Source organism: Thermococcus waiotapuensis (assembly GCF_055384795.1).
The window spans coordinates 1295021-1315658 of the sequence record NZ_AP042429.1; the positions used below are offsets into that span (position 1 = coordinate 1295021).

The 20638-nt window shown below is 52.9% G+C and carries 24 protein-coding genes, 3 tRNA genes and 1 rRNA gene; 13 read left to right on the plus strand and 15 right to left on the minus strand.

Annotation, left to right across the window (positions count from 1 at the left end):
• The first annotated feature begins 1 nt into the window (after position 1).
• On the plus strand, positions 2 to 1327 hold the full coding sequence (locus ACZ47M_RS07200; RefSeq protein WP_315342448.1) for a TldD/PmbA family protein: 1326 nt from the start codon (positions 2 to 4) through the stop codon (positions 1325 to 1327).
• A 38-nt stretch (positions 1328 to 1365) separates the two neighbouring features.
• Here the strand turns inward: ACZ47M_RS07200 and trm5b are convergent, their stop codons facing one another.
• Positions 1366 to 2358 (minus strand): tRNA (guanine(37)-N1)-methyltransferase Trm5b, encoded by a 993-nt coding sequence (trm5b, locus tag ACZ47M_RS07205; protein ID WP_315342445.1) that lies wholly within the window; start codon positions 2356 to 2358, stop codon positions 1366 to 1368.
• Positions 2359 to 2435: 77 nt separating this feature from the next.
• On the opposite strand from trm5b, the gene ACZ47M_RS07210 reads away from it, so the two are divergent.
• From ACZ47M_RS07210 to ACZ47M_RS07225, 4 genes are all read left to right on the plus strand, one after another.
• Positions 2436 to 2513 (plus strand) — tRNA-Glu (locus tag ACZ47M_RS07210).
• Positions 2514 to 2662: 149 nt separating this feature from the next.
• Positions 2663 to 3031: a BlaI/MecI/CopY family transcriptional regulator gene (locus ACZ47M_RS07215; protein WP_315342443.1), complete on the plus strand. Its 369-nt coding sequence runs from the start codon at positions 2663 to 2665 to the stop codon at positions 3029 to 3031.
• A gap of 6 nt (positions 3032 to 3037) precedes the next feature.
• Complete coding sequence (locus tag ACZ47M_RS07220; protein WP_315342440.1) at positions 3038 to 3841, plus strand: M48 family metallopeptidase; 804 nt, start codon at positions 3038 to 3040, stop codon at positions 3839 to 3841.
• Positions 3842 to 3856: 15 nt separating this feature from the next.
• Positions 3857 to 4390 carry a deoxycytidylate deaminase gene (locus tag ACZ47M_RS07225; RefSeq protein WP_315342439.1) on the plus strand — a complete coding sequence of 178 codons (534 nt, stop codon included), beginning with the start codon at positions 3857 to 3859 and terminating at the stop codon, positions 4388 to 4390.
• Here the strand turns inward: ACZ47M_RS07225 and ACZ47M_RS07230 are convergent, their stop codons facing one another.
• From ACZ47M_RS07230 to ACZ47M_RS07245, 4 genes are read right to left on the minus strand one after another with little or no spacing between them, the layout of a single operon-like run.
• Positions 4391 to 4753: a DUF2304 domain-containing protein gene (locus ACZ47M_RS07230; protein WP_315342434.1), complete on the minus strand. Its 363-nt coding sequence runs from the start codon at positions 4751 to 4753 to the stop codon at positions 4391 to 4393. It abuts the gene before it with no gap.
• Positions 4754 to 4759: 6 nt separating this feature from the next.
• Positions 4760 to 6082, minus strand: coding sequence for an HAD-IA family hydrolase (locus tag ACZ47M_RS07235; RefSeq protein WP_315342431.1), 1323 nt, complete (start codon positions 6080 to 6082; stop codon positions 4760 to 4762).
• Entirely contained in the window at positions 6073 to 6555 is a 483-nt protein-coding gene (locus tag ACZ47M_RS07240) for an Lrp/AsnC family transcriptional regulator (protein WP_315342429.1), read from the minus strand. The genes ACZ47M_RS07235 and ACZ47M_RS07240 overlap by 10 nt, the downstream gene beginning before the upstream one ends.
• Before the next feature lie 29 nt (positions 6556 to 6584).
• A complete protein-coding gene (locus tag ACZ47M_RS07245) occupies positions 6585 to 7712 on the minus strand; it encodes a tyrosine--tRNA ligase (RefSeq protein WP_315342620.1) in 1128 nt (375 codons plus the stop codon).
• Positions 7713 to 7819: 107 nt separating this feature from the next.
• On the opposite strand from ACZ47M_RS07245, the gene pfpI reads away from it, so the two are divergent.
• Positions 7820 to 8320: a deglycase PfpI gene (gene pfpI, locus ACZ47M_RS07250; RefSeq protein WP_315342426.1), complete on the plus strand. Its 501-nt coding sequence runs from the start codon at positions 7820 to 7822 to the stop codon at positions 8318 to 8320.
• Between the two features lie 51 nt (positions 8321 to 8371).
• Here the strand turns inward: pfpI and ACZ47M_RS07255 are convergent, their stop codons facing one another.
• The 3 genes from ACZ47M_RS07255 to ACZ47M_RS07265 form a co-directional block, all read right to left on the minus strand.
• Positions 8372 to 9697, minus strand: a complete 1326-nt coding sequence (locus ACZ47M_RS07255; RefSeq protein ID WP_315342423.1) for an RsmB/NOP family class I SAM-dependent RNA methyltransferase — start codon at positions 9695 to 9697, stop codon at positions 8372 to 8374.
• Entirely contained in the window at positions 9675 to 10307 is a 633-nt protein-coding gene (locus ACZ47M_RS07260; RefSeq protein ID WP_315342420.1) for an METTL5 family protein, read from the minus strand. Before ACZ47M_RS07260 ends, ACZ47M_RS07255 begins: the two co-directional genes overlap by 23 nt.
• A 108-nt stretch (positions 10308 to 10415) precedes the next feature.
• Positions 10416 to 10694, minus strand: a complete 279-nt coding sequence (locus tag ACZ47M_RS07265; protein ID WP_315342418.1) for a hypothetical protein — start codon at positions 10692 to 10694, stop codon at positions 10416 to 10418.
• A gap of 148 nt (positions 10695 to 10842) precedes the next feature.
• On the opposite strand from ACZ47M_RS07265, the gene ACZ47M_RS07270 reads away from it, so the two are divergent.
• On the plus strand, positions 10843 to 11556 hold the full coding sequence (locus tag ACZ47M_RS07270) for a TIGR02253 family HAD-type hydrolase (protein ID WP_315342617.1): 714 nt from the start codon (positions 10843 to 10845) through the stop codon (positions 11554 to 11556).
• 17 nt (positions 11557 to 11573) lie between these two features.
• Here the strand turns inward: ACZ47M_RS07270 and nadC are convergent, their stop codons facing one another.
• Positions 11574 to 12407: a carboxylating nicotinate-nucleotide diphosphorylase gene (gene nadC, locus ACZ47M_RS07275; RefSeq protein ID WP_315342416.1), complete on the minus strand. Its 834-nt coding sequence runs from the start codon at positions 12405 to 12407 to the stop codon at positions 11574 to 11576.
• 115 nt (positions 12408 to 12522) lie between these two features.
• On the opposite strand from nadC, the gene ACZ47M_RS07280 reads away from it, so the two are divergent.
• A complete protein-coding gene (locus ACZ47M_RS07280) occupies positions 12523 to 13764 on the plus strand; it encodes an NDP-sugar synthase (protein ID WP_315342413.1) in 1242 nt (413 codons plus the stop codon).
• Between the two features lie 6 nt (positions 13765 to 13770).
• Here the strand turns inward: ACZ47M_RS07280 and nadA are convergent, their stop codons facing one another.
• Complete coding sequence (nadA, locus tag ACZ47M_RS07285) at positions 13771 to 14679, minus strand: quinolinate synthase NadA (RefSeq protein ID WP_315342615.1); 909 nt, start codon at positions 14677 to 14679, stop codon at positions 13771 to 13773.
• Between the two features lie 56 nt (positions 14680 to 14735).
• Between nadA and ACZ47M_RS07290 the strand changes: the two genes are divergently transcribed.
• The gene (locus tag ACZ47M_RS07290) at positions 14736 to 14975 is read left to right on the plus strand and encodes a t26-17p (RefSeq protein ID WP_315342410.1); all 240 of its coding nucleotides are present in this window, start codon (positions 14736 to 14738) and stop codon (positions 14973 to 14975) included.
• A 14-nt stretch (positions 14976 to 14989) separates the two neighbouring features.
• Positions 14990 to 15331 (plus strand): hypothetical protein, encoded by a 342-nt coding sequence (locus ACZ47M_RS07295; RefSeq protein WP_315342408.1) that lies wholly within the window; start codon positions 14990 to 14992, stop codon positions 15329 to 15331.
• 515 nt (positions 15332 to 15846) lie between these two features.
• Here the strand turns inward: ACZ47M_RS07295 and ACZ47M_RS07300 are convergent.
• The 5 genes from ACZ47M_RS07300 to ACZ47M_RS07320 all read right to left on the minus strand — a co-directional run bounded on the left by ACZ47M_RS07300 (position 15847) and on the right by ACZ47M_RS07320 (position 17014).
• Positions 15847 to 15923 (minus strand) — tRNA-Arg (locus ACZ47M_RS07300).
• A 195-nt stretch (positions 15924 to 16118) separates the two neighbouring features.
• Positions 16119 to 16196 (minus strand) — tRNA-Asp (locus ACZ47M_RS07305).
• 10 nt (positions 16197 to 16206) lie between these two features.
• A 5S ribosomal RNA gene (gene rrf, locus ACZ47M_RS07310) occupies positions 16207 to 16328 on the minus strand.
• 59 nt (positions 16329 to 16387) lie between these two features.
• Positions 16388 to 16516 (minus strand): hypothetical protein, encoded by a 129-nt coding sequence (locus tag ACZ47M_RS07315; protein WP_315342405.1) that lies wholly within the window; start codon positions 16514 to 16516, stop codon positions 16388 to 16390.
• A 33-nt stretch (positions 16517 to 16549) separates the two neighbouring features.
• Positions 16550 to 17014 carry a DUF996 domain-containing protein gene (locus tag ACZ47M_RS07320; RefSeq protein ID WP_315342402.1) on the minus strand — a complete coding sequence of 155 codons (465 nt, stop codon included), beginning with the start codon at positions 17012 to 17014 and terminating at the stop codon, positions 16550 to 16552.
• A gap of 88 nt (positions 17015 to 17102) precedes the next feature.
• Between ACZ47M_RS07320 and ACZ47M_RS07325 the strand changes: the two genes are divergently transcribed.
• From ACZ47M_RS07325 to ACZ47M_RS07335, 3 genes are all read left to right on the plus strand, one after another.
• Positions 17103 to 17897, plus strand: coding sequence for a DUF63 family protein (locus tag ACZ47M_RS07325; RefSeq protein WP_315342399.1), 795 nt, complete (start codon positions 17103 to 17105; stop codon positions 17895 to 17897).
• A 106-nt stretch (positions 17898 to 18003) separates the two neighbouring features.
• Positions 18004 to 19071: a DUF4350 domain-containing protein gene (locus ACZ47M_RS07330; RefSeq protein WP_315342396.1), complete on the plus strand. Its 1068-nt coding sequence runs from the start codon at positions 18004 to 18006 to the stop codon at positions 19069 to 19071.
• A 48-nt stretch (positions 19072 to 19119) separates the two neighbouring features.
• Positions 19120 to 20547: an ABC transporter substrate-binding protein gene (locus ACZ47M_RS07335; RefSeq protein WP_315342613.1), complete on the plus strand. Its 1428-nt coding sequence runs from the start codon at positions 19120 to 19122 to the stop codon at positions 20545 to 20547.
• The last annotated feature ends 91 nt before the right edge of the window (positions 20548 to 20638 follow it).

The following is a 20638-nucleotide window of genomic DNA, read 5'->3' on the forward strand; positions in this document are numbered from 1 at the left end:
AATGGAGGACCTCATACGCTTCGGCGAGAAGCTTTTCGACGAGCTTGAAATAGCGGTTTACCGCTCCAGGAATGTCAGCGCGAGCGTTGAGTTGAACGAGATTTCGATGGCCTCGACGAGGAGCGGCGCTGTAACTGTAATCCGAGGGATAAAGGACAAGCGCCTTGGCATTGCTATCGTTGACAGCGACGAGCCTGAAAGGATTAGAGAGGCAATAGAGCAGGCCGCAAAGATGTCGAAGCTCAACGGCAGAGATGAGAGGTGGGTCTCCCTCCCCGAGCCCGGAAAGTACAGGGAAAGGCAGAGGTCAAACTATGAGCTTAAGGAGGCTTCCCCCGATATACTCGTCGAGAAGCTCCTTCACGGTATAAAGCTTGCCCGGGAAAAGGATTCCAATGCGGTAGTTGCAGGTGGGGCCGGTGGCGTTTCCTGGGAGGAGAGGCATATCATCAACTCCCATGGCGTTGACGTCTTCCAGGAGGGCGGAGCTGCTTACGTGTACTTTGAGCTCGTCGGGAGGAAAGAAGGCGTAGTAACTCCGGGTATCTTCGACTTCGACGCCAGGAGAGACCTCAACCTCGACGTTGAAGGAACAGTTGAGAGGGCCGTCCAGAAGGTTAAGTGGGCCTACAGCGTCAAAGCCAGCAGGAACGAGGACGTCCCGGTTATACTCGGCCCGTGGGCAATAGCCGAGCTCTTCAGCTACGCCCTTCTTCCGGCCTTCAGCGGTGAGCGCGTGGTGAAGGAAACCACCCCGCTCGCCGGAAAGATCGGAGAGAAGATAGCGAGTGACGTTTTGACCATCTACGACGACCCGTTCCACCCCCTGTCGCTTGAGCCAGCCATAGCCGACGGCGAAGGTGTTCCTACGAGGAAGAACGTCCTTATCGAGGAGGGGACTTTCAGGGGCTTCGTCTGGGACAACTACTGGGCCAGGGTTTACGGAACCGAGAGCACCGGGAACGGTAAGAGAGACCTGGGAAGCGGTGGCATAAACATAGGCTTCCACAACGTGGTCATAGAGAACGGAAAGCGCTCCCTTGAAGACCTCATAGCGGAGATAGACCGCGGCTACCTCGTCGACGGCCTTCAGGGGGCACATTCAAGCAACCCGGACAACGGGAACTTTGCCGTAACCGCCAACCCGGCATTCCTCATCGAGGATGGAGAAGTCAAGGGCGCGAGCGTGTTCCTTATTGCAGGAAACGTCTACGAGCTTCTTAAACAGGCGAGCGAGGTGACGGGGGAGCAGGTGGTTATACCCTTCATGACGACGATGATAGCGCCGCACGTAAAGTTCGAGAACGTGAAGATAGCCGGGAAGTGATTTCCTTTTTCCCTTTTAAACAGCGTTTTGTTCGGGCATCACAAAACCCTGAAGTCAATCGCGATGTTGACCTGTCTCGGCGCGTAGGGGCGCACCTTTCTACTGTCGAGAAACTCAACTGAAAGGCCGAGTTCCCTCGCAGCTGCCTTTATCTTTGCCCCGTGCTCGGAAAACGGGTCTTCTTCCGGGCCGAAGCCGTAGTAATGGATAACCCCACCCGGCTTGACGCTCATCATTGCCTCCCTCAAAAAGCGGTCGGCGAACCTTGGGAGGTTCATAATCACGCGGTCGGCCTTGATTTTTCCGGCCACCTTTCTGACATCGCCCAAAATCGGGACGACGTTGTTGGCCCTGTTCAGGCGTATGTTCTCCTCAAGGTATCTCACCGCCCACGGGTTTATGTCGCAGGCGAAGACCAGCTTTGCCTTCTTTGCGAGAAGTATTGAGTAAGGGCCAACACCGGAGAACATGTCGAAGACGACCTCTCCTGCCTGAGTCTTCTCAAAAACCCTCATCCTCTCGGTGGAGAGCCTGGGGGTGTAGTAGACTTTAGCCACGTCGAGCTTCAGCCTTATCCCGTTCTCGCGGTGTATAGTTTCAGTCCTGTTTTCGCCAGCCAGATGCACCAGCTCCCTCACACGGTATTCGCCCTCAACTTTGCTCCCCTTGGCGAAGACCGCCTTTATGTTGCGGTGGACTTTCAGAATGGCCTCTCCAATGGCCCTTCCGTGGGGCATCAGCTCCCCGGGGAGTTCGATTATTGCTATGTCCCCAACGATGTCGAAGGAACTCGGAAGGAGCGGCCGGAGCTCTTTTGGAACCTCAACGACCTCGCGGTAGCTGTGGGGTCTCCTTTCCAGCCTCTCAAACTCAGCCTCAACGAGCTCGAAACCTTCAACGGGCTTTGTAACTGGGAAGAGAATAAACTCGCCCTCGCGTTTCACGGCGTAACCTTCGGCAAGAACGCCGAGTTCGAGGAGTTGTCTTCTGACCCTTTCCGCCTCTTTCTTGGGAACTTTTACGGCGAGCATCGGTGGTGCTTCATCTTCGAATTCAAAAACGTTGCCCTGCGAAAGATTTTTAAATCCCCACCCTTCCCTAGTATCGGGCCCCGGTGGTGTAGCCCGGTCAAACATGCGGGCCTTTCGAGCCCGCGCCCCGGGTTCAAATCCCGGCCGGGGCACCAGAATAGTCCTTTTTTGAACTTTACACTCCTTTTAGGGCTGAGTTATTACATTTCCAGACCAGGCTTGCTTGAGAGCAACACCAGCTCCGGCGAATCCAAAAGAAAAGCTTTTATGCAAATTCCAAGAAATTCAATGTGGGGGTTATCCTATGGAGCCCCATGAATTCAAGCTAACCGAAGAGGGACTTAAGGCGGTCTTACCTCCTCTGGAAGCGGATATAATGGAGTATATGTGGAGAGTAAAAGTCGCCACCGCGGGGGAAGTTTACGAACACCTAAAGTCCAAGTACCCCGAGATGCGTCGTTCAACCGTGAGCATACTAATGAACCGCCTCTGCGATAAAGGTCTTCTCAAGAGGAGTGTCGATCACGGAAAGGGCGGAATGAGGTATGTTTATTCAGTCACAACCACCAGAGAAGAGTTTGAAAAGAAAATAGTCCAAAAGATACTCGACGCCCTCATGAGCAACTTCAGAGAAGCCACATATGCCTACCTCTCCAACATGAAGGGGAGATGAGGGAAAATGCGCTTTCTCATCCCCATAGGCCTGATGTTCACACTGGCGTACTTGGCTCACGGGAAAGTCGGGGTTCTTGTGGGGCTGGCTGTCCTCGCATCCGTCCTAATGGTTGGAGCCATGAGTCTCCCCCGTCTTAACAGCGGTTACTCCCCCCTTGAAACCGTTAATCCACCCCTTTGGGAAAAAATTCAGGAATTGACCAAAAAGCTCGGCCTCAAGAACGTTAAAGTCTATGTCTTAGATGCCTACATTCCAAACGCCTACTCTTTCAGGAGAAACGTCGTGCTGTCCCTCGGCCTGTTTGAGGTTCTCGACGAGGATGAAATCGTAGCTATCACTGCCCACGAGCTTGGCCATATCAAGAACAGGGACACTGTCCTGTTCCCTCTGCTGGCTTACCTTAGAGTCTTCTCGTTTATAATGCCCTTTGTCATACTGGCACTAAGCGGCAGTCTGGTTCTCTTCATGTTATCACTCTCGCTGTATCTCTGGTATGAGCTTGGGAGATCATCATGTCTCAAGAGCAGGGAATTTAAAGCTGATGACGTGGCCGTTAGGATTTTGAACGTGCCATTTAGCCTAAAGAGAGCCTTAGAAGAGCTAAAGTACTACGAAGACCTGATGTCGCAGGTTAGAAAACATGCTCTGCCCGGCATAGAACCTGCCCTGGAGAGAAAACCGCCTGAAAGAACATACTGGACGCCAAGTTTTCTCTTCCTTCCAACCCACCCATCCTACGACGACAGGATCTTCAGAATAGTCTCGTTTATAGAAGCAAACGAGACCAGAAGAAAATGCTCCAACTGATGGAGGGCTCCCCCAATGGAAGTGGAAATAGTACTGGATAAGGAAAAGGCCGAGAGGATAAAAAAGATCCGCCCGACGAAGGACGAGTACTTTATGCTAATAGCGAAGCTCGTCTCGCTGAGGGCAACCTGCCCCCGGCTTCGAGTAGGGGCCGTTGCCGTTAAAGATGGCTACATTCTCGCCACGGGTTACAACGGTGCCCCAAGGGGAATGGACCACTGTATCGATGTAGGATGTCTCATGGTCAATGGCCACTGCCACAGGGCCGTTCACGCGGAGCAGAACGTCATAGCAATGGCCGCTAGGAAGGGCATAAGCCTCGAAGGCGCCACGCTCTACGTTACCCACTTCCCGTGTGACACCTGCTTTAAACTCCTCGTCAATGCCGGCATTAGGGAGATAGTCTACGAGGAAATGTACCCCAACAGAGCAACTGAGATACTACTCAAAGAAGCCCAGGAGAAGGAGATAATAAAAATCAGGCAGTTCAGGCTAAAGAAAGAAAGGGTCAGGGAATTTCTGGAAGAACTCTTCGGGGGAGACTTCTGACTATCCCTCCCTATTCTTCTCCAGCCTTTCGTTGATCTCCTTCAGTTCGATGCCAACTTTTCTGGTTAGCTCCGTTATCTCCCTCTCCACCCTGTCGATCTTGGTGTAGAGCTCGAACACAAGGAGGAAGAGAAGCCCTATTGAAACAACAAAGAGGGCATCAAGACCCCTGCCGAGGCCCAGCAAGTCCTTGATTTCCGTGGAGATGGAGAGGGGAAAGAGTGCAACCAGTATAAAAACCCCAATCACAAGCCCCCAGGATAAAAAGCCCTGCCAGTCAATCTTTCCCGCGCTGTAGTCCCTGTAGACCCTAAACAGCAGATACGCGAGGACAAGTATCGCAACGAATTGAACCGCGTACATGATCCATCACCTCAACCTGTCGAACAGGAGGTTTAGGGCTATCTTTATACCCTCCTTAACGTTTGTCCCCTTTCTCATGGAGTAGTCAGTATAAACAGCCTTGATCGGAACCTCGGCAATTCTGCAGCCGTTTTTGGTGACCTCAACGATGATCTCGCTTGAAACCGCGTACCTATCGCATGTTATCCTGATCCGGGAGGCGCATTCACCGCTGAAGCATCTCAATCCGCTCTGGCTGTCGCTCACGTATTTATGGGCAAATACCGCCGTTATCAAGTCAAGAACAAAGTTTCCGAACTTCTTTACGAAGGGCATCTGACTGGTGTCTCCCTTCAAACGGGAGCCAACGGCAAAGTCGGCTTTCCCCTCAACAACGGGCTTCATAACGCGAAGGGCGTCCTCTACGAGGTGCTGACCATCGGCGTCGAAGGTTATAACAATTTTGGCACCCTTTCTTACGGCATAGGCAAGTCCAGTGCCGAGGGCTCCCCCAAGTCCGCGGTTTATCAGATGGGTGATAACGTTGACACCAAAGGACCGAGCTATCTCCCCCGTTCTATCCCGCGACCCGTCGTTTATCACCACTATCTCATTTCGCCTGAAATAGCGAAGGAGGTCCGAAAGGACAGCACCAACGGTCAGTTCCTCGTTGTAAGCAGGAACGACGACGTAAGTCAAGAGCAGTTTCTCCATGAAGGGAACGAACTCCCTCATAGTCGGTATCTCAAAATCAGGGGTAGCGTCGACTGAGAAGCTCATTCTACCGGAGTCGTGTGAAGTAATTAGGACGCTCAGGACACCTGCTTTCCTTGCGGCGATGACATCATAGCCGTGGTCGCCCACGACGAGGGTTTTCTCGGGGGAGATTTTCAGCTCATCGAGGACCCTCTTTATCTGCCCCCCTTCGGGCTTTAGCTCATCCGGTGGAACGTCCTCCCTCGCAACCACGGCGTCAAAGTACTCTGCAATGTCGTTCTTTTCAAGGGCCAGAAGGGCAGCTTTCCTGGAGCTCCTTGTGACCACTGCCATTTTAATTCCTCTGTTCCTGAGGAACTGGAGGGACTCAACCACACCGGGAAAGAGAAAGCTGTCCTTCATCCTTTCGACTTCGAGCTCAACCTGGTGGGAGTGAAGTTCCTCAAACGGGATCCCTGTCTCCTGGGAAATCCTGAGAAGGGACTCGTACATCGGGCTCAGGTTTCCCATTAAATCGTCGCTTACGCCAGCCTGGCGTAGTCGTTTTCTGAGTTTGTCCTTCAGCTCTGAAAATGATTCCTTCGCTCCAACCAACGTGCCATCGAGGTCGAAAACAACCAGCCTTACGTCCATCTGCCACCCCTCTTGCCAGCTTTTACCCAGCACTCTTTGATGGCATCGTAGATCGCACTCCATTCTATGTACTCAAGGGAGTTGCCCAGGGCCTTTCTAAGCCGCGATGCAAAAGCCTTCATCTCGTCCATGTCTTCAAACTCCGCTATTATAACCGCATGGGTTCTCCCGCTCGTCCTGAAGATGGACTCAACGTTTTCATAAGCCGCAAATTTCTCAAGGATAAGGTCTATATCGGGGCCCTCAACTTTCAGTTTCAGGAGAAAAAGGACTTTAACGTACTTATCGAGAAAAGCCGGGTCGACAACGGCGGAATAGCCCTTTACTGCCCCGAGTTTCTCAAGCTTCTCAAGCCTGTTTTTGACGCTCGCAGGCGAAAGGTTCACTTTCCTGCCTAACTCAGTCAGGGTAATCCTCCCCTCCTTCCGGAGGATTCTTAGTATCTCCCTGTCCTTCTCGTCAATACCGGGCATTGTCTTCACCAGAAACGAAGAAGGTAAAATCAGCGGGTTATCTTTACCTCGCCCATGAGCTTAAGAGGTTCGGGATGCCTCTCAAAGTAGTCCCTGATCGGCCTGAGAAGCTCGATGAGGTACTCCGCAACGGCGTTCTTGAGGTCAAGCGGGTGGATCTTCCCCTCGGCGAAGTCCCTCTTGAGCTCTTCGAAGGTGGTGTAGGCTACATCGCCCCCGAACTTTGCCGGCCTGTGGATGGTGAACTCAGTGGGTTCCTCGCGGAAGATTATGTACTCGGCCCAATCTAAGACCGGGTTGTATTTGACCTCCTTAGCTGGACAGAAGGCATTTCTGAGCTTCTGCCTGATCTCTTCCGGCGTGTCGTGGATGAATACGGCAGAGTAGGGCTTGCTCTTGCTCATCTTCATCTGGGTTTTCAGCTCTTTGAACTGCTCCTCGCTCTCTATAGGCCATACGGGAGGCTCCTGCAAGCCGAGGAGGAGGTGGTGGTGCAGGGCAACCGGCTTGAGCTTCTCCCCCTTCCACTCGAGGGGGTGGTATTTCAGCTTCTGGGCCACCTCAATCGCTATGACGTGGGCCTTCCTCTGGTCGAGGCCGGCGTGAGCTATTGTAACGCCCTGGTAGAAGATGTCCGCCACCTGCATTGCCGGGTAAATCAGCTTGGCGAAGTCTATTGTCTCTCCCATCTGGCGGCCCATAATCGTGATGGAGCGCATCATCCTTGCCAGGGTAACGTTCTTGGAAATGTCAATTACCGTCTGCCAGTAGTCGCCCTTCTCAAGTATCTCGCTCGCCAAGACGAACTCGACCTTATCCGGGTCGCCGCCCATGGCCTTTATGCTCTGCTTCATGCCCTCCTTGAAGTATGTCAGCGCAACCTTCTGGATGGTCTCAAGGTCACCGCCAAGCTTGTCGTTTATCCAGCTGTGCCAGTCAGCCAGAAAGACCCTCGTTTTAACCCCCGCCTTCTGGAGGTCGGCTATTTTAGCACCTGCCATTAGCCCGGTTCCGAGGTGAATGTAACCGCTTATTTCAAACCCTATGTAGTGCTGTAAGGGTGCACCGACCTCAAAGAGGTATCTAAGGTTTTCCTCGGTTAGGAGCTCTTCCGTGGGCTTCTTCTTTATGAGTTCTATCCTGCTCTCAATGTCCATCCCTACCACCTTAGAGAAAGAACGGCCATCAGTTTAAGGGCTTTGCGGCCGAAAGGTTAATTAGGCCCCACAACTATACCCATCTGAACGTTAAGGGGGTGTTTGACATGAAGGTGCTGTTTCTGAGCGCAGACGGTTTTGAGGATCTGGAGCTGATCTACCCGCTCCACAGGATAAAAGAAGAGGGCCACGAGGTCTATGTAGCGAGCTTCCAGAGGGGCAAGATAACGGGCAAGCACGGCTATTCCGTCAACGTTGACCTTGCGTTTGACGAGGTTGATCCAGAGGAGTTCGACGCGCTTGTCCTTCCAGGTGGAAGGGCGCCCGAAATAGTGAGGCTCAACGAGAAGGCCGTCTCAATAGTTAGGAAGATGTTCGAGGACGGAAAACCCGTCGCCAGCATCTGCCACGGGCCACAGATACTCATCTCGGCAGGAGTTCTGAAGGGCAGGAAGGGAACCAGCGTGATAACTATCAGGGATGACTTGAAGAACGCTGGAGCAGAGTGGGTGGACGAAGAGGTTGTAGTGGACGGCAACTGGGTCAGCTCCAGGCACCCGGGAGACCTCTACGCATGGATGAGGGAGTTCGTGAAACTTCTGAAATGATAGTTTTGATTTTTTCCACAACTTGGCTGAGGCGCCCTCTGAAAGATGGAATCAGGGCTCCTTCTCGATTAAAGCATAGAAGAAGCCTATCGTCCTATGTCTGTGGGGCCACGCCCTCATCGTCCCTTCGAGGAAGCCCGGGTCATAGGGCCCGTTTAGGGGTATCAGCCGCGCGTCCTCGTGTCTCTCGAGGAACCATTTCACGACTTCCTCGTTCTCCTCGGGAAGCATGGAACAGGTTGAATACAGCATCCTGCCCCCCGGCTTCAAAAGCCGCCAGGCACTCTCAACGAGCTCCTTCTGGAGGGCAACCACTTTCGGGATGTTCTTTTCCAGAAGGCGCCACCTGAGCTCGGGGTTCTTCGCTATCGTCCCATCGCTCGTGCAGGGAGCGTCAAGCATGACCCTGTCGGCTATGCCCTCGCCGAGCATCTCGGGAGCCTTCCTGCTATCGGCGGTGATAGTCTTCGCTACCTCAACGCCCGCCCTCCTTAAGACTTCTTCCATGCGCTTTACCCTCGCTTTGTCAACGTCGAAGGCGTATATCTTTCCCTTGTTCCCCATAAGCTCCGCCATGTGGGCCGTCTTCCCACCTGGAGCCGCCGCGAGGTCAACCACTGTCTCCCCGGGCTTTGGCGAGAGGACGAGCGAAGCAACCGCCGCTGCTTCCTCCTGGGCTATGGCCCATCCCCTGTTGAAGAGCCACTCTGGATTGAAGGGGTCGAGGATTCTGATGACGGTGTCAACCCTCTCACTTCTCTCAAAGCGGACGTTCTTACTCCTCAGGTATTCCTCCACTTCCTCAAGGCTCGCCTTCAGCCTGTTCACCCTTATACTCGTCGAGAGGGTCTCGTTTAGTGCTTTTAAGAGTTCCTCGGCCTCGTTCCCTACGAGGTTCCTCATGCGCGCTATGAACCACTCCGGGAACAGGTAGTCCCACTTCAGCCTCTTCTCCTCGGAGTCTATAACCGGAACGTACTCGAGGATCCTCGGGAGGAGTTCATAGTAGTAATAGCCAGCGTAGGGGTGGGTCTGCTTTGACAGAAACTGTGCGAGGCCCTTCAGGTGTTGCCGCGTTTTCTCTCCCGGGTCACGGAATACAGCGACCTCAACGGCGACTCTCAGAGTTGCCCTCAGCCAGGGGTCGAGGATGAGGGGGGAGACGCCGACGAGCTCTTCAATTATCCCGTCTATAAGGCCAAGTCTTCGCTGAATGGAGTAGAATATTCCAGTCAGCTTGGAGTTCTCCCAGCCCTCGATTTTGTACCTGGCAAAGGCCTTTCTCTTCGCCTGCTGGCTCGGCTTTACCTCTTCGCCGAGCTTGACCGCCTCTATGAGTGCGTAGAGCTGTCTGTCAGTCAGCTTCAGCTTTCCCATTTCCAACCCTCTCGAACCTGTATACGTCAACCATAATCCTTTCCAGCCTCTTTCTGTGGAAGTCGAACTGGGCGGGGATTTCAAACGGCAGGGTTAGGTGGTGCGTGATTTTAAACCCGTTGTCCCGTGTGAAGGCCTCTATAAAGTCCCTAACTTCGGGCTTTGAAAGGTGTATCGAATAAACCACATCGCTCACCTCGAAGGCTTTGAGGAGGAAAGGCCTGTCCGCATGCTTTACCTGGCTGCCAAAGGGGGGATTCATCACGACTGCATCAACCCTCTCAGAGAATTCCGAAACATCCTCTAACAGGAACTCTATATTGTCCAATCCAAGGGATTCGGCGTTTTTTCTCGCGAGAGCGAGGGCTTCGGGATCTATCTCGACTGCATAGACCTTCTCCGCGCCCAACAGGGCAGCACCGACGGAAAGAACTCCAGTTCCCGCACCGAGATCCGCCACTGTCTTCCCCCTAAGATCCCCCAGAGAATACGCTAACCAGAGCAGTTCTGCCGCCACGTTGCCAGGAGTCCTGTACTGTTCCAGCCAGGGCTTTGGATTCCTAAACCCCTCAAGTTTCGAAAGGAGTATCGCGAGATGTTTTTTCTTCATGCCAACTGCAAAAATAGAGCAGCGTATTTATAGTTTGCGCGAAAGTACACCCCAACCACACCGCACCTCTTCCCCGCCCTGAAGGGGGAGGTTTTCAAAAAGTAAAGATCAAACAAGTCCGAACTCCCCCGGAACTTCGACTATTGAAAAACTGTCATCCTCATTTCTTTTGACGGCCGATATCATGACCGGAAGGAGCTTGTAAGTGTGCCCGCCGATTATTTTGACGAGAAGTTTTTCAAAGGCCTCCATCTCAGCCCTATCAGAAAACTCGACTCTGGCTATAAAGTCGTACTCCCCGTAGAGCCACTCTCCCCTAACGGGAAGCCTTTCGAGCACTTCGTCCCTAACCCCCCAGACCAGGAGTATGGCCTCCGTTTTTATCACCCATGCATTAAACCCGGATGTCCAATAAAGATTTTTCGGATAAAAATTCGTCTTTTTGTCCGTATGACAAAAAACTTCTGCCCCCCGAATTGGAGAGATGACGGAAGAAGTTTTAAAGATCCCAGCTGAACTTCAAGGGGTGAGCGCCATGATAAGGGGAGTCTTTTTCGACTTCGTCGGAACACTGATAACCAAATCGGGGGAAAACGTCACTCACCAGAACATCATCAAAGAGATCCTGAGAAGGGCCGGAAGAGAAGACCTGGACTACATTAAACTCTGGAAGGAGTACGAGGAGGAGAGCTCGGCTCTCTTTAGAGAACTCGCGGGGAAACCCTATGTGAAGATAAGGGAGGTGGATACAGAGGCCATAGAAAGGGTTGCCAGAAGGTACGGGTTTGATGTCCCTGAAGACTTCTGGACAGTAAACGTCGAAATGCACAAAAAGTACGGAGAGCTGTTCCCGGACGCAAAGGAAACAATCATGGCACTGAAATCCCTGGGTCTCCACGTGGGCATAATTACAGATTCGGACAACGACTACATAAAGGCCCACTTAGAGGCCCTGGGAATCTACGACCTGTTTGACAGCATAACAACGAGTGAAGACGCTGGCTTCTACAAGCCCCACGAGAGACCGTTCCTCCTAGCACTGGAAAAGGCCGGAATCAAACCAGAGGAGGCCATCTACATAGGGGATAACCCCGCGAAAGACTGCGTCGGGGCGAAGAAAGTTGGGATGTACTCAGTCCTGCTGGATCCGGAATCATCAAAGAGAGAGCTCTGGGAAAACTGCGATTTCATAGTCTCAAGGCTGAAAGACGTCGTGGAAATAGTTCAGGGGCTCAGCGCCCAAATCTAAAAACATCTGCAAAGGGCCTAAACCCTTCCGATTATTTCCAAACTCACGTCGAAGTTTTTCACGGAATGGGTCAGATGGCCGAGGCTTATGATATCTATGTCGAGCCTGGCGTATTCCTCTATGTTTTCGGGCGTTATCCCTCCGGAAACCTCGATTTTGACCCTATCGCGAAGGCCTTCGCGCTTTAATGCCTCCAAAGTCCTGGAGATCTCCACCGGATTCATGTTGTCGAGCATCACAACGTCCGCCCCGGCCCTTGCGGCCCTGAGAGCGTCCTCCAGGCTCTCTACCTCAACCTCGACGACCTTGTAAAGGCTGAACTCTTTCGCGCGCCTTATGGCCTCCTCCAGCGGAACTAAGGCGAGGTGGTTGTCCTTTATGAGTATTGCATCGCTGAGGGAAAAGCGGTGGGGCTCGCCGCCGCCGATGAGGATCGCCCTCTTGTCTATCTGTCTGAGGAGGGTTTTGCGCGTTCCTGCAACGCGAACCTTTGGGTTAACCGCTTTAACCTTCTCTACGAGCCTCCTTACCTCCGTGGCGATGCCGCTCATCCTACCCATGACGTTCAGCGCGGTTCTCTCGACGAGTAAAATAGCCCTCGCGTTGCCCTCGAGCTCAAGGATTATGTCTCCCTTCCTAACCTCCTCACCGTCGCGCTTCCTAATATCAACTGAAACCCCAAAGTGCTCGAAGAGGGCCCTGGCCTCCTCAACGCCGGCGATAATGCCACTGGCTTTCGCTATGATGATAGCCTTCGCCTTCATGTCCTCAGGAATAACTGCCTCGCTAGTGACGTCTCCAAAGGGCGCGTCCTCCTGGATGAACCCGAGCAGGTACTCGAGCGAAACCATGCTTTCACCATGCCTACCTGGGAACTGGACTTTATTTTGCTTTCCATGGACATGTATCACTCCAAGTGAAAGAATTTCTTTTATTCTCAGAGGCGAGCATTTAACGGGGAAAGTCATGATAAAGAAAGCGGTCATTCCCGTAGGGGGCGAAGCTACCAGGCTGAGACCCCTCACGATTGAGACATCGAAAGGCCTCGTGAGGCTCCTCAACAAGCCCATCCTCGAGCACTCGATTCTGAGCCTGGCAAAGGACGGCATCGAGGAGGTGTACCTCGGGGTAAAGGGCTACGTGAACTACACCTCGCTCTTTGACTACTTCCGCGAGGGCTACTGGCTCAAAGAGAAGTACGGGCTTGAGAAAGAAGTGAGGATTCGCTACATGCCGCGCTACGAGAGCACAACCAACGGCGACGCTGTGTGGTATACAATGCAGTACTACGGCATAAACGAACCCGTTGTGGTGATCCAGGGGGATAACGTATACCAGCTGAACATTCAGGAGATGTTCGAGTGGCACAGGAAGAAAAAGGCCTTCATCACCATAGCGCTCCAGCGCGTTGAGGACGTTACCGGTTTCGGTGTTGCGAAGATTGACGGCGACTACAAAATAGAGCACTTCGTTGAGAAGCCCAGGCCCGAGGAGGCCCCGAGCAACCTGGCGAACACAGGCATATACATCCTCTCGGAGAACTTCTGGAAGTTTTTAGAGGAGGACTGGGCGAAGGACATGAGGGAAAGAAAAACCCTCGACTTCGGCGGCGATATAATCCCTGCCCTCATAGAGCACGGTTACGACGTCTACGGCTATCCAATGGAAGGCTACTGGTTTGACGTTGGAACACCGGAGCGCTACCTTGACGCGGCCATGTACCTGCTCCACCACCTCTCCCCCGAGGAGATGGAGGCCCTGGAGGTGACCCAGGAGGTCTACATGCAGGGGAAATCGGAGATGTCGGAGGACCTCAGGAGAAAAATCAGGGATTCGATAAAGCGCGGTGAGCTGCTCGTTGAGGGCAAGGTCCTCCTCGGAAGGCACATCTCGATCGGTAGTGGAACCACCCTTGAGGATGCAATCGTAGACAACTACTCCGTAATCGGCAGAGGGTGCGAGATCCTCCATTCTGTTGTGATGGACAGGGTAAAGCTCGGGGACAACGTGAGGATAATTAACTCGATAGTAGGCCGCCACGTCGAGATAGGGGACAACGTGAGAATAGTGAACTCCGTCATAGGAGACAACGCGGTGATAAGCGACAACGTGAGGATGTACAACGTCAAGATATGGCCCCATGAATTCGTTGAGAAGGGAGCAACGCTGGAGCACTACACAGTTAGAAGTGCAGTTCCAAAGAGGTAATAGGGATTAGCCCATCTCCAGCATCCTTTCTATCGCCTTTCTTGCCTTCTCCGCTATCTCCCCGGGAACCTCAACTTTGTACTTCATGTCACGGAGCGACTCGTAGATGTGTTTCAGCGTTATGGCCTTCATCCCGACGCAGGTGGCGTCCTCTCTGGCGGGGTGGAACCTGATGTCCGGATAGAGCTTACTCAGCCTGTAGACCATCTCCCTCTCCGTGAAGACGACCCACTCGTCCCACTCGGGGGCGCGCTTTATCATTCCGCCGGTTGAGACGATTATGTCAGCCCTCTCCTGAACTTCTGGATTGCACTCTGGGTGCACCATGAGCTTGGCGTTTGGATATAGCTTCTTTGCGCGCTCTACGTCTTCAACTGTGAACTTCCTGTGGACGTAGCAGTGGCCCCCCTCGGGGACGGGTATTACGGTCTTGCCGGTCTTTTTCGCCACGTAGTGGGCGAGGTTCTTGTCTGGCCCGAAGATTACAACGTCAGAGTCAAGCTTTTCGACGATTTTGACGGCGTTGGCCGAAGTGACCGTGACATCGGCGTATGCCTTGCATTCGGTGGAGCTGTTAACGTAGAGAACAACCGGAGCGTTTGGATACCTCTTCTTCGCCTCGAGGATGTGCCCCGGTTTGAGCATGTTGGCCATGGCGCAGGTTGCCCTCCTCGTCGGGAGCAGAACAGTTTTTTCTGGGTTGAGGATTTTGGCGGTTTCCGCCATGAAATCAACGCCAGCAAAAACTATGACGTCGGCATCAACGTTCACCGCTTTCCTTGCGAGCTCGAGGCTGTCCCCTAAAAAGTCGGCTATATCCTGAACCTCCGGCAGCTGGTAGTTGTGGGCCAGGATTATCGCGTTGCGCTCCTCCTTAAGCCTGAGTATTTCGTCAATGAGTTTTTCTTTCTCCATAACAACCACCAGCTCCGAGTTGGGGATAGATTAAAAGAATTTTTCGGGTAAAGTTCGTGAAGTCACTCCGCGCTGAAGGGCACAAGCGGAAGCCAATGCTCAAGGTTCGGGTTCGCAAGCAAGTCGAGAGGCAGAAGAAGAGGGGCAAAGTCTATAATGTTGAGCAGAGGCTTATTTACATCCCGTCCAAGGCTGAACTTCCAGATGAAGTTTACATCCTAACTCCTGAGGAGCTTAAAGAGATCGCCGAGCTGATTCCACAGGAAAAGAGGCCGAGCTGGCTGGCGATGGAATGAGTTGGTTAATCTTCGTGGACAAATCAGACGACAGGCACATCTCCTATGTTTCCCTTCTGATAATCACGGACTCGAATAAGACCCATATTTACGGCAACATAGTTAAATGGGTCAAACACTCTAATAAGCTCGGAAAGAAGAAAACCAGTTACTTTAACGATTTCTCCGCCAGATATTCCCAAATTCTGCCTTTTATTGAAGCGTCGAGGGCCTTTTCATATCTCAAAGGCTCAAAGATCCCTCCAGTTCTCTTTTCGACCATCGAAGCTTATGTTGATAAATACACCATCTTTGTTATGGATGATAAACTCGTTGAGGCCCTCCAGAAGCGATATCCGAGCCAATGGTTCTTGTAGAAGGAAAATTAACAGACAGGCAGCTCAAGAAAATTATGGAGCTTGCCTACAACCTGTGTAACTATTTAAGGCTTAAAAAGAACCTCAACGGTGTTTGGAAATGAGTAAAAGAAGCCGCCAACTCCGTCCCCACCGGGACTTCATGCTCATGCGGCTCATCGCCCGATCATTCTCACGGGCTCATCACATGATATAAATAAAGATTATTTTTCATGGCAACTGGCCGACTTCCTGACCATCAACAAAGAACCCGCCCGACCTTCCTCCAGGCTTGATATCATCCTCAGTCCATTATCACACTGGTGGGCCAAAGGGGGACAAAGTGAGCCGTCATATAGCAGGGCTCTCAAAGGAAATCAGCCCAGAAAAGGCGAAAGACGCGCGTTCATTTATACCTTGATAAAGAAGTGGTCGGAGGCCTCAGGGCAGAGAAATATAACCTGTCGGCTCTCGCAAATAAGCTTTTATGGGGGCATTTGGAGAAGTGAAGCGTATGGGAGCGGTTGTTTCAAGAATGGCGGGCCCGGCGGGATTCGAACCCGCGACCTCCGGCTTAGAAGGCCGGCGCCCTGTCCTGCTAGGCTACGGGCCCACGCAATTGATAGAACTGAAATGCATTTTTAAGCTTTGCCCTATAGGGTGAACCTGCACTAAAAACAGCCTGTAAAGGACGCCTTGAGGATGGCAAGCGTTCGAGAAATGGCAGCTAATGAGTAAACCCCTGAGGGTTTGAGTTTTTCAGAAGGCACTCAATCTTCCGCCAGCGCTTTCGTCAGAAAGGGCTGTATGGCGCCCGGGCCGGGATTTGAACCCGGGTCACGGGAGTGACAGTCCCGTATGATAGACCGGGCTACACCACCCGGGCGCTTGATAGTGGCCGGCGGCGTTCCCAGTTTCCCGCCCCCTTCCGGAGGGCAGTACACCCGGGAACGCGGGCGGGCTTAACTTCCGGGATCGAAACGAGACCGGGTGTGACCCCGCCGCTATGACCACCGCACCAATACACACCACCCAAAAAGGGTTTATAAACTTTACGGTCAGAAGAAAAGGGAGACCTCACCAGGTGAAGTCCCCCGTGAAGTCCTCAGCCGGAACCTCCGGCTGGGAGGTTTTTCTGCTGATCTGCTGGGGCAGGTTGGAGAACGCCAGTATTCGGTATATTGCCGATACCAGGAGCAGTATCAACCCAACCAGGATTATGAGGGTAAGAGCACCCCACTAGAGGAAGTCCGCGGTCTTTTTGAACTCCTGCACCCCGGTTATCTCGTACATCGCATCCCACGCCTTCTTCTGGAAATAAGCTCCGAGTATAACTGCCACAATGATAACAGCGATTCCCACGAAAATGAGACCCAGATTCCGCTCGTGCCGAACAACACCGCCGGCGGAATACACCGCAAAAGCGCTGAGTATTATGATTGCCGCGACGATAACTCCGGCAAAGATTATTATGAACCCCTTGAGGTAGTTCTTGAACGGCCTCTCGTCCCCGAGCTTGTTCCCTATCCCGTGGAGGGCTATCAAAATCAGGATAAACCCAAGGAGGCTCAGTATGTTGCCAATGTACGGAATAAAGCCCAGGAGCCCGATTATGGACCCTATAAGGCCCATCATCCTCTCCGTGCCTATATCAACTGCACCACCGGGCAGAGTTTGGAGATAAGACTCCATTGGGTGCACCACCGTTGGAGATAACGAGGAAGACCTTAAAAAGTTGTTCCAAACCCCCAAAGCTTATTAACCATAAGGGGCACCATAGGGGGGTGATGGGATGCTGGAATCTGTGTGGCAGTTTCTGAACCAGTACTTCATCGAGCCCATGTACACCAGGGAGGGATACAACGCCGTAAACACCTTCGTCTATGCGCTGCTCTTCGGGCTGGGCGTCATATATTCGTACAGGTACATAATCAAACCCCTCAGGATCAAGGTGGACGAGAGGCTCTTCTGGGCGGTTACCCCGATGGTAGTATTCGGGGCGACGGTGAGGGCCCTGGTGGATGGCAACGTCCTAAAACCAAACTTCTGGATTCTAACACCGGGCATATTCTTCACCGCCTTCTTTTTGATACTGCCGGCAATATTCGCAGACGCAAAGCTGGGCACGTATCCGAAGGTAACCGTAGGCTGGGGCACAGTTCTGGCGCTCTGGGCCAACTACCTGCTTATCACAAACGCAAAGGGCTGGAGGCCCTACGAGCTCACCATGATCCACACCGTAATCTCCTGGGCCGCTGTGCTCGCGTACTACAAGTGGAGACCGTTTGATAAGCTTTATCTCTACGCCGTCCTGGCGCACATGTACGACATGGGATCAACTGTGGTTGGCATACACTACTACGGCTACCATGAGGTTCACTGGATAGAGAACCACCTCGTGCAGTGGTTCGGGGCGTACTTCTACTACCCCTGGATAACGCTGATCCTCGTAGCGGTCTACTACGGTCTCAAGTACCTCGTCCCAGACGAGGAGGAGCGCCGCTTCTGGTATTTAGCTATATACGTACTCGGGCTTGGGCCCGCGGTCAGGGATCCAGCCCAGATGGTTCTCCAAATCTCTGGATAATCTCCAAACTTTTACAGGGAGCTAAAAGTAGGCCCTGTGCGCCCACAGGACACGAGAAGAGCGTTAAAGTTATAACCTCCTGCCCTTTAAATTTCCCGGTGATACCATGAGGAAGGCCGCAATAGTGATAGCAACTTTTGTTTTCTTTGGTTTGTTTGGGTTTGCCATGGCCAGCGCCGCAACGGTCGGCATTGATCTCGCCCACGGCGAAAACGACAAGGGCCTAACAGTCCTCACGGACAAGAACGGAACAGTACTCGTCGACGGAATCCTCAAGAAGATAGGAGACGTCACCTGGGTCTACATCGGGCCCGGCGACAAAGCAGACACCCTCGGCATCCAGCAAGCAGGGGAGACCATAACCTACGACGCAATAAAGAACATCAACTTCCTCATCATCGGCCAGCCAACTCAGCCCCTCAGCCCCGACGAAATCAACGCCCTCAAACAGTGGTGGAGCGATGGCAACAGAATCCTCTGGATAGCAGGTGACAGCGACTACGGAAGCGGCGTCCAGACAATAAACAACGTTAACGCCGTTTTAGAGGCACTCGGCGTCAACCTCAGGCTCGACCAGGCTTCACTCGAGGACCCCCGGAGCAACGCCGGACAGGGCTACCGTGTGGTTGGCATCGTCAACCCGGACGACAAGACTCCAAACAAAGATGACATCACCAAGGACTTCCAGAACGGCGGGAAAGTCCTCTTCCACGGGCCTGGTGTTGTGGCATACGTTGATGACAGTGGCAACTGGAAGGCCCTCGGGCCGAACGCTGGAATAGAGAACGTCTACGTTATTGTCACCACCAGCGAGAACGGGCAGATCGTCGAGAACAGCGATCCGGCTGCCAACGCTTACACTGTGGGTGCCACTGGCAGGTTCCCACTGTTGGCCGTCCAAACCTTCCCTGACAAGAAGAACGTTCTCATAGTGAGTGGCGAGACACCCTACGGTGGTTACGAGCCCATATGGTCCCCACTGTATTACGGAGTCAAGCTCGACGGCCCAACGTTTATCACAAACTTCATCCACTGGGCGATGAAGGTTCAGGCCCAGCTCGGAACAGCGGGAACCACAACCAATACTAGCAGCAAGAGCGGTGGAGGAATCTGCGGGCCAGCGGCAATAATCGGCCTGGCAATAGTACCGCTCCTCCTCAGAAGAAGGGAGTGAGCCGTTCTTCCTTTTATTTCCATTGAACAGCATTCGCGGGGGATGAAGATGAGAAAGGTTGCTTCCATTGGGGTTGTGCTGCTTCTCGCCCTAAGCGTCGTGGCAAGCGGCTGTATCAGTGGCGGTGGCGAAAGCGGCATAACTCTCGTCATCCTCACAAGGCATGACACAACCATCCAGGATATGGCGAAACAGCTGTTCCTCAAGAGCGACATAGCGAAGGAGTACCACATCACTGACCTGAAGTTTATCAAAGTGTCGGAGAGCCTCTGGCCGAGCTATGTGGAGAAAGGGGCCGACGTCGGCTGGGGTGGAGGACCTACTCTCTTTGATGACCTCTACAAAGAAGGTTACCTTGCTCCGATAACTGACAACAAAGTCCTGGGTCTCATAGGCAACCAGATACCGGTAGAGATTGCAGGAATGCCCATGGTTAGGAAGGACGATAGGGGTAACGTATACTGGATAGCAGCGGCATTATCATCCTTCGGTTTCACAGTCAACAAGAAGCAGTTAGCCAGGTGGAACCTGCCCGTTCCCCAGAAGTGGGAGGACATAGCGAGCGAGGCCTGGGCCGTTGATCCGCCCCAGTACGGAATAGCCGACCCAACCCAGAGCACATCCAACACGAGGATATACCAGATCATCCTCCAGGCCTTCGGCTGGGACCAGGGGTGGAGGATACTGACTCTCATAGCCGCCAACTCGAGGGTATACATGCAGAGCGACGCGGTTAGAGATGCCGTCATAAACGGCGAGATAGCGGCCGGAAACACCATAGACTTCTACGGATACACCGCCATGCAGCAGAGCCCGGACTGCGAGTATATTATTCCCAGCGGAGAGAGCATTATAAACGGTGACCCGATAGCGCTCCTTAAGAACGCCCAACACCCGGAGGCGGCTCAGGCGTTCATCTACTGGGTGCTCACCGAGGGCCAGGCGATCTGGATGAGCCCCGACATCAACAGGCTCCCGGTTAATCCCGAAGTGTTCAATATGAAGGTGAGCAACGAAGCCGCTGAGATAGTATTCAAGGGCCAGTACGCCGGGCAGACCTACGGCGATGCGAGACCGAGCCTAAAGAAAGCATACGACGATGTCACCAAGGCCCAGGGAATACCGTTCGACGATAATAGTGCCCTTGAGACTGTCAATGCCCTCGAGTACTACTTCAAGGCCACCCTCGTTGATGAGAACCAGAAGCTCCACGACACATGGGTTTCCCTGGTTAGGGCTTATAAAGATGGAAAGATCAGCGAGGACAAGTTCAACGAGCTAAAGGACAAGCTCACCGCACCAATACAGTTTAAGGATCCCGAAACCGGGCAGATAGTTACCTTCACCGAGGACTATGCCAAGAGAATCAACGACAGGATCTCACAGGACAGGAACTTCCAGGACCAGCTCATACAGATATGGCGCCAGGCCGCGGCAGACAAGTATAACGAAGTCCTCAGCGAGATAGGCGGGTGATTCCAACATTTTTCTATCCTTTTCTTTACCCGCACTCCGCAGGGGTTCAACCCACAGATTTCAAAAACTTTTAAATAGCCTTCGCAAAGAC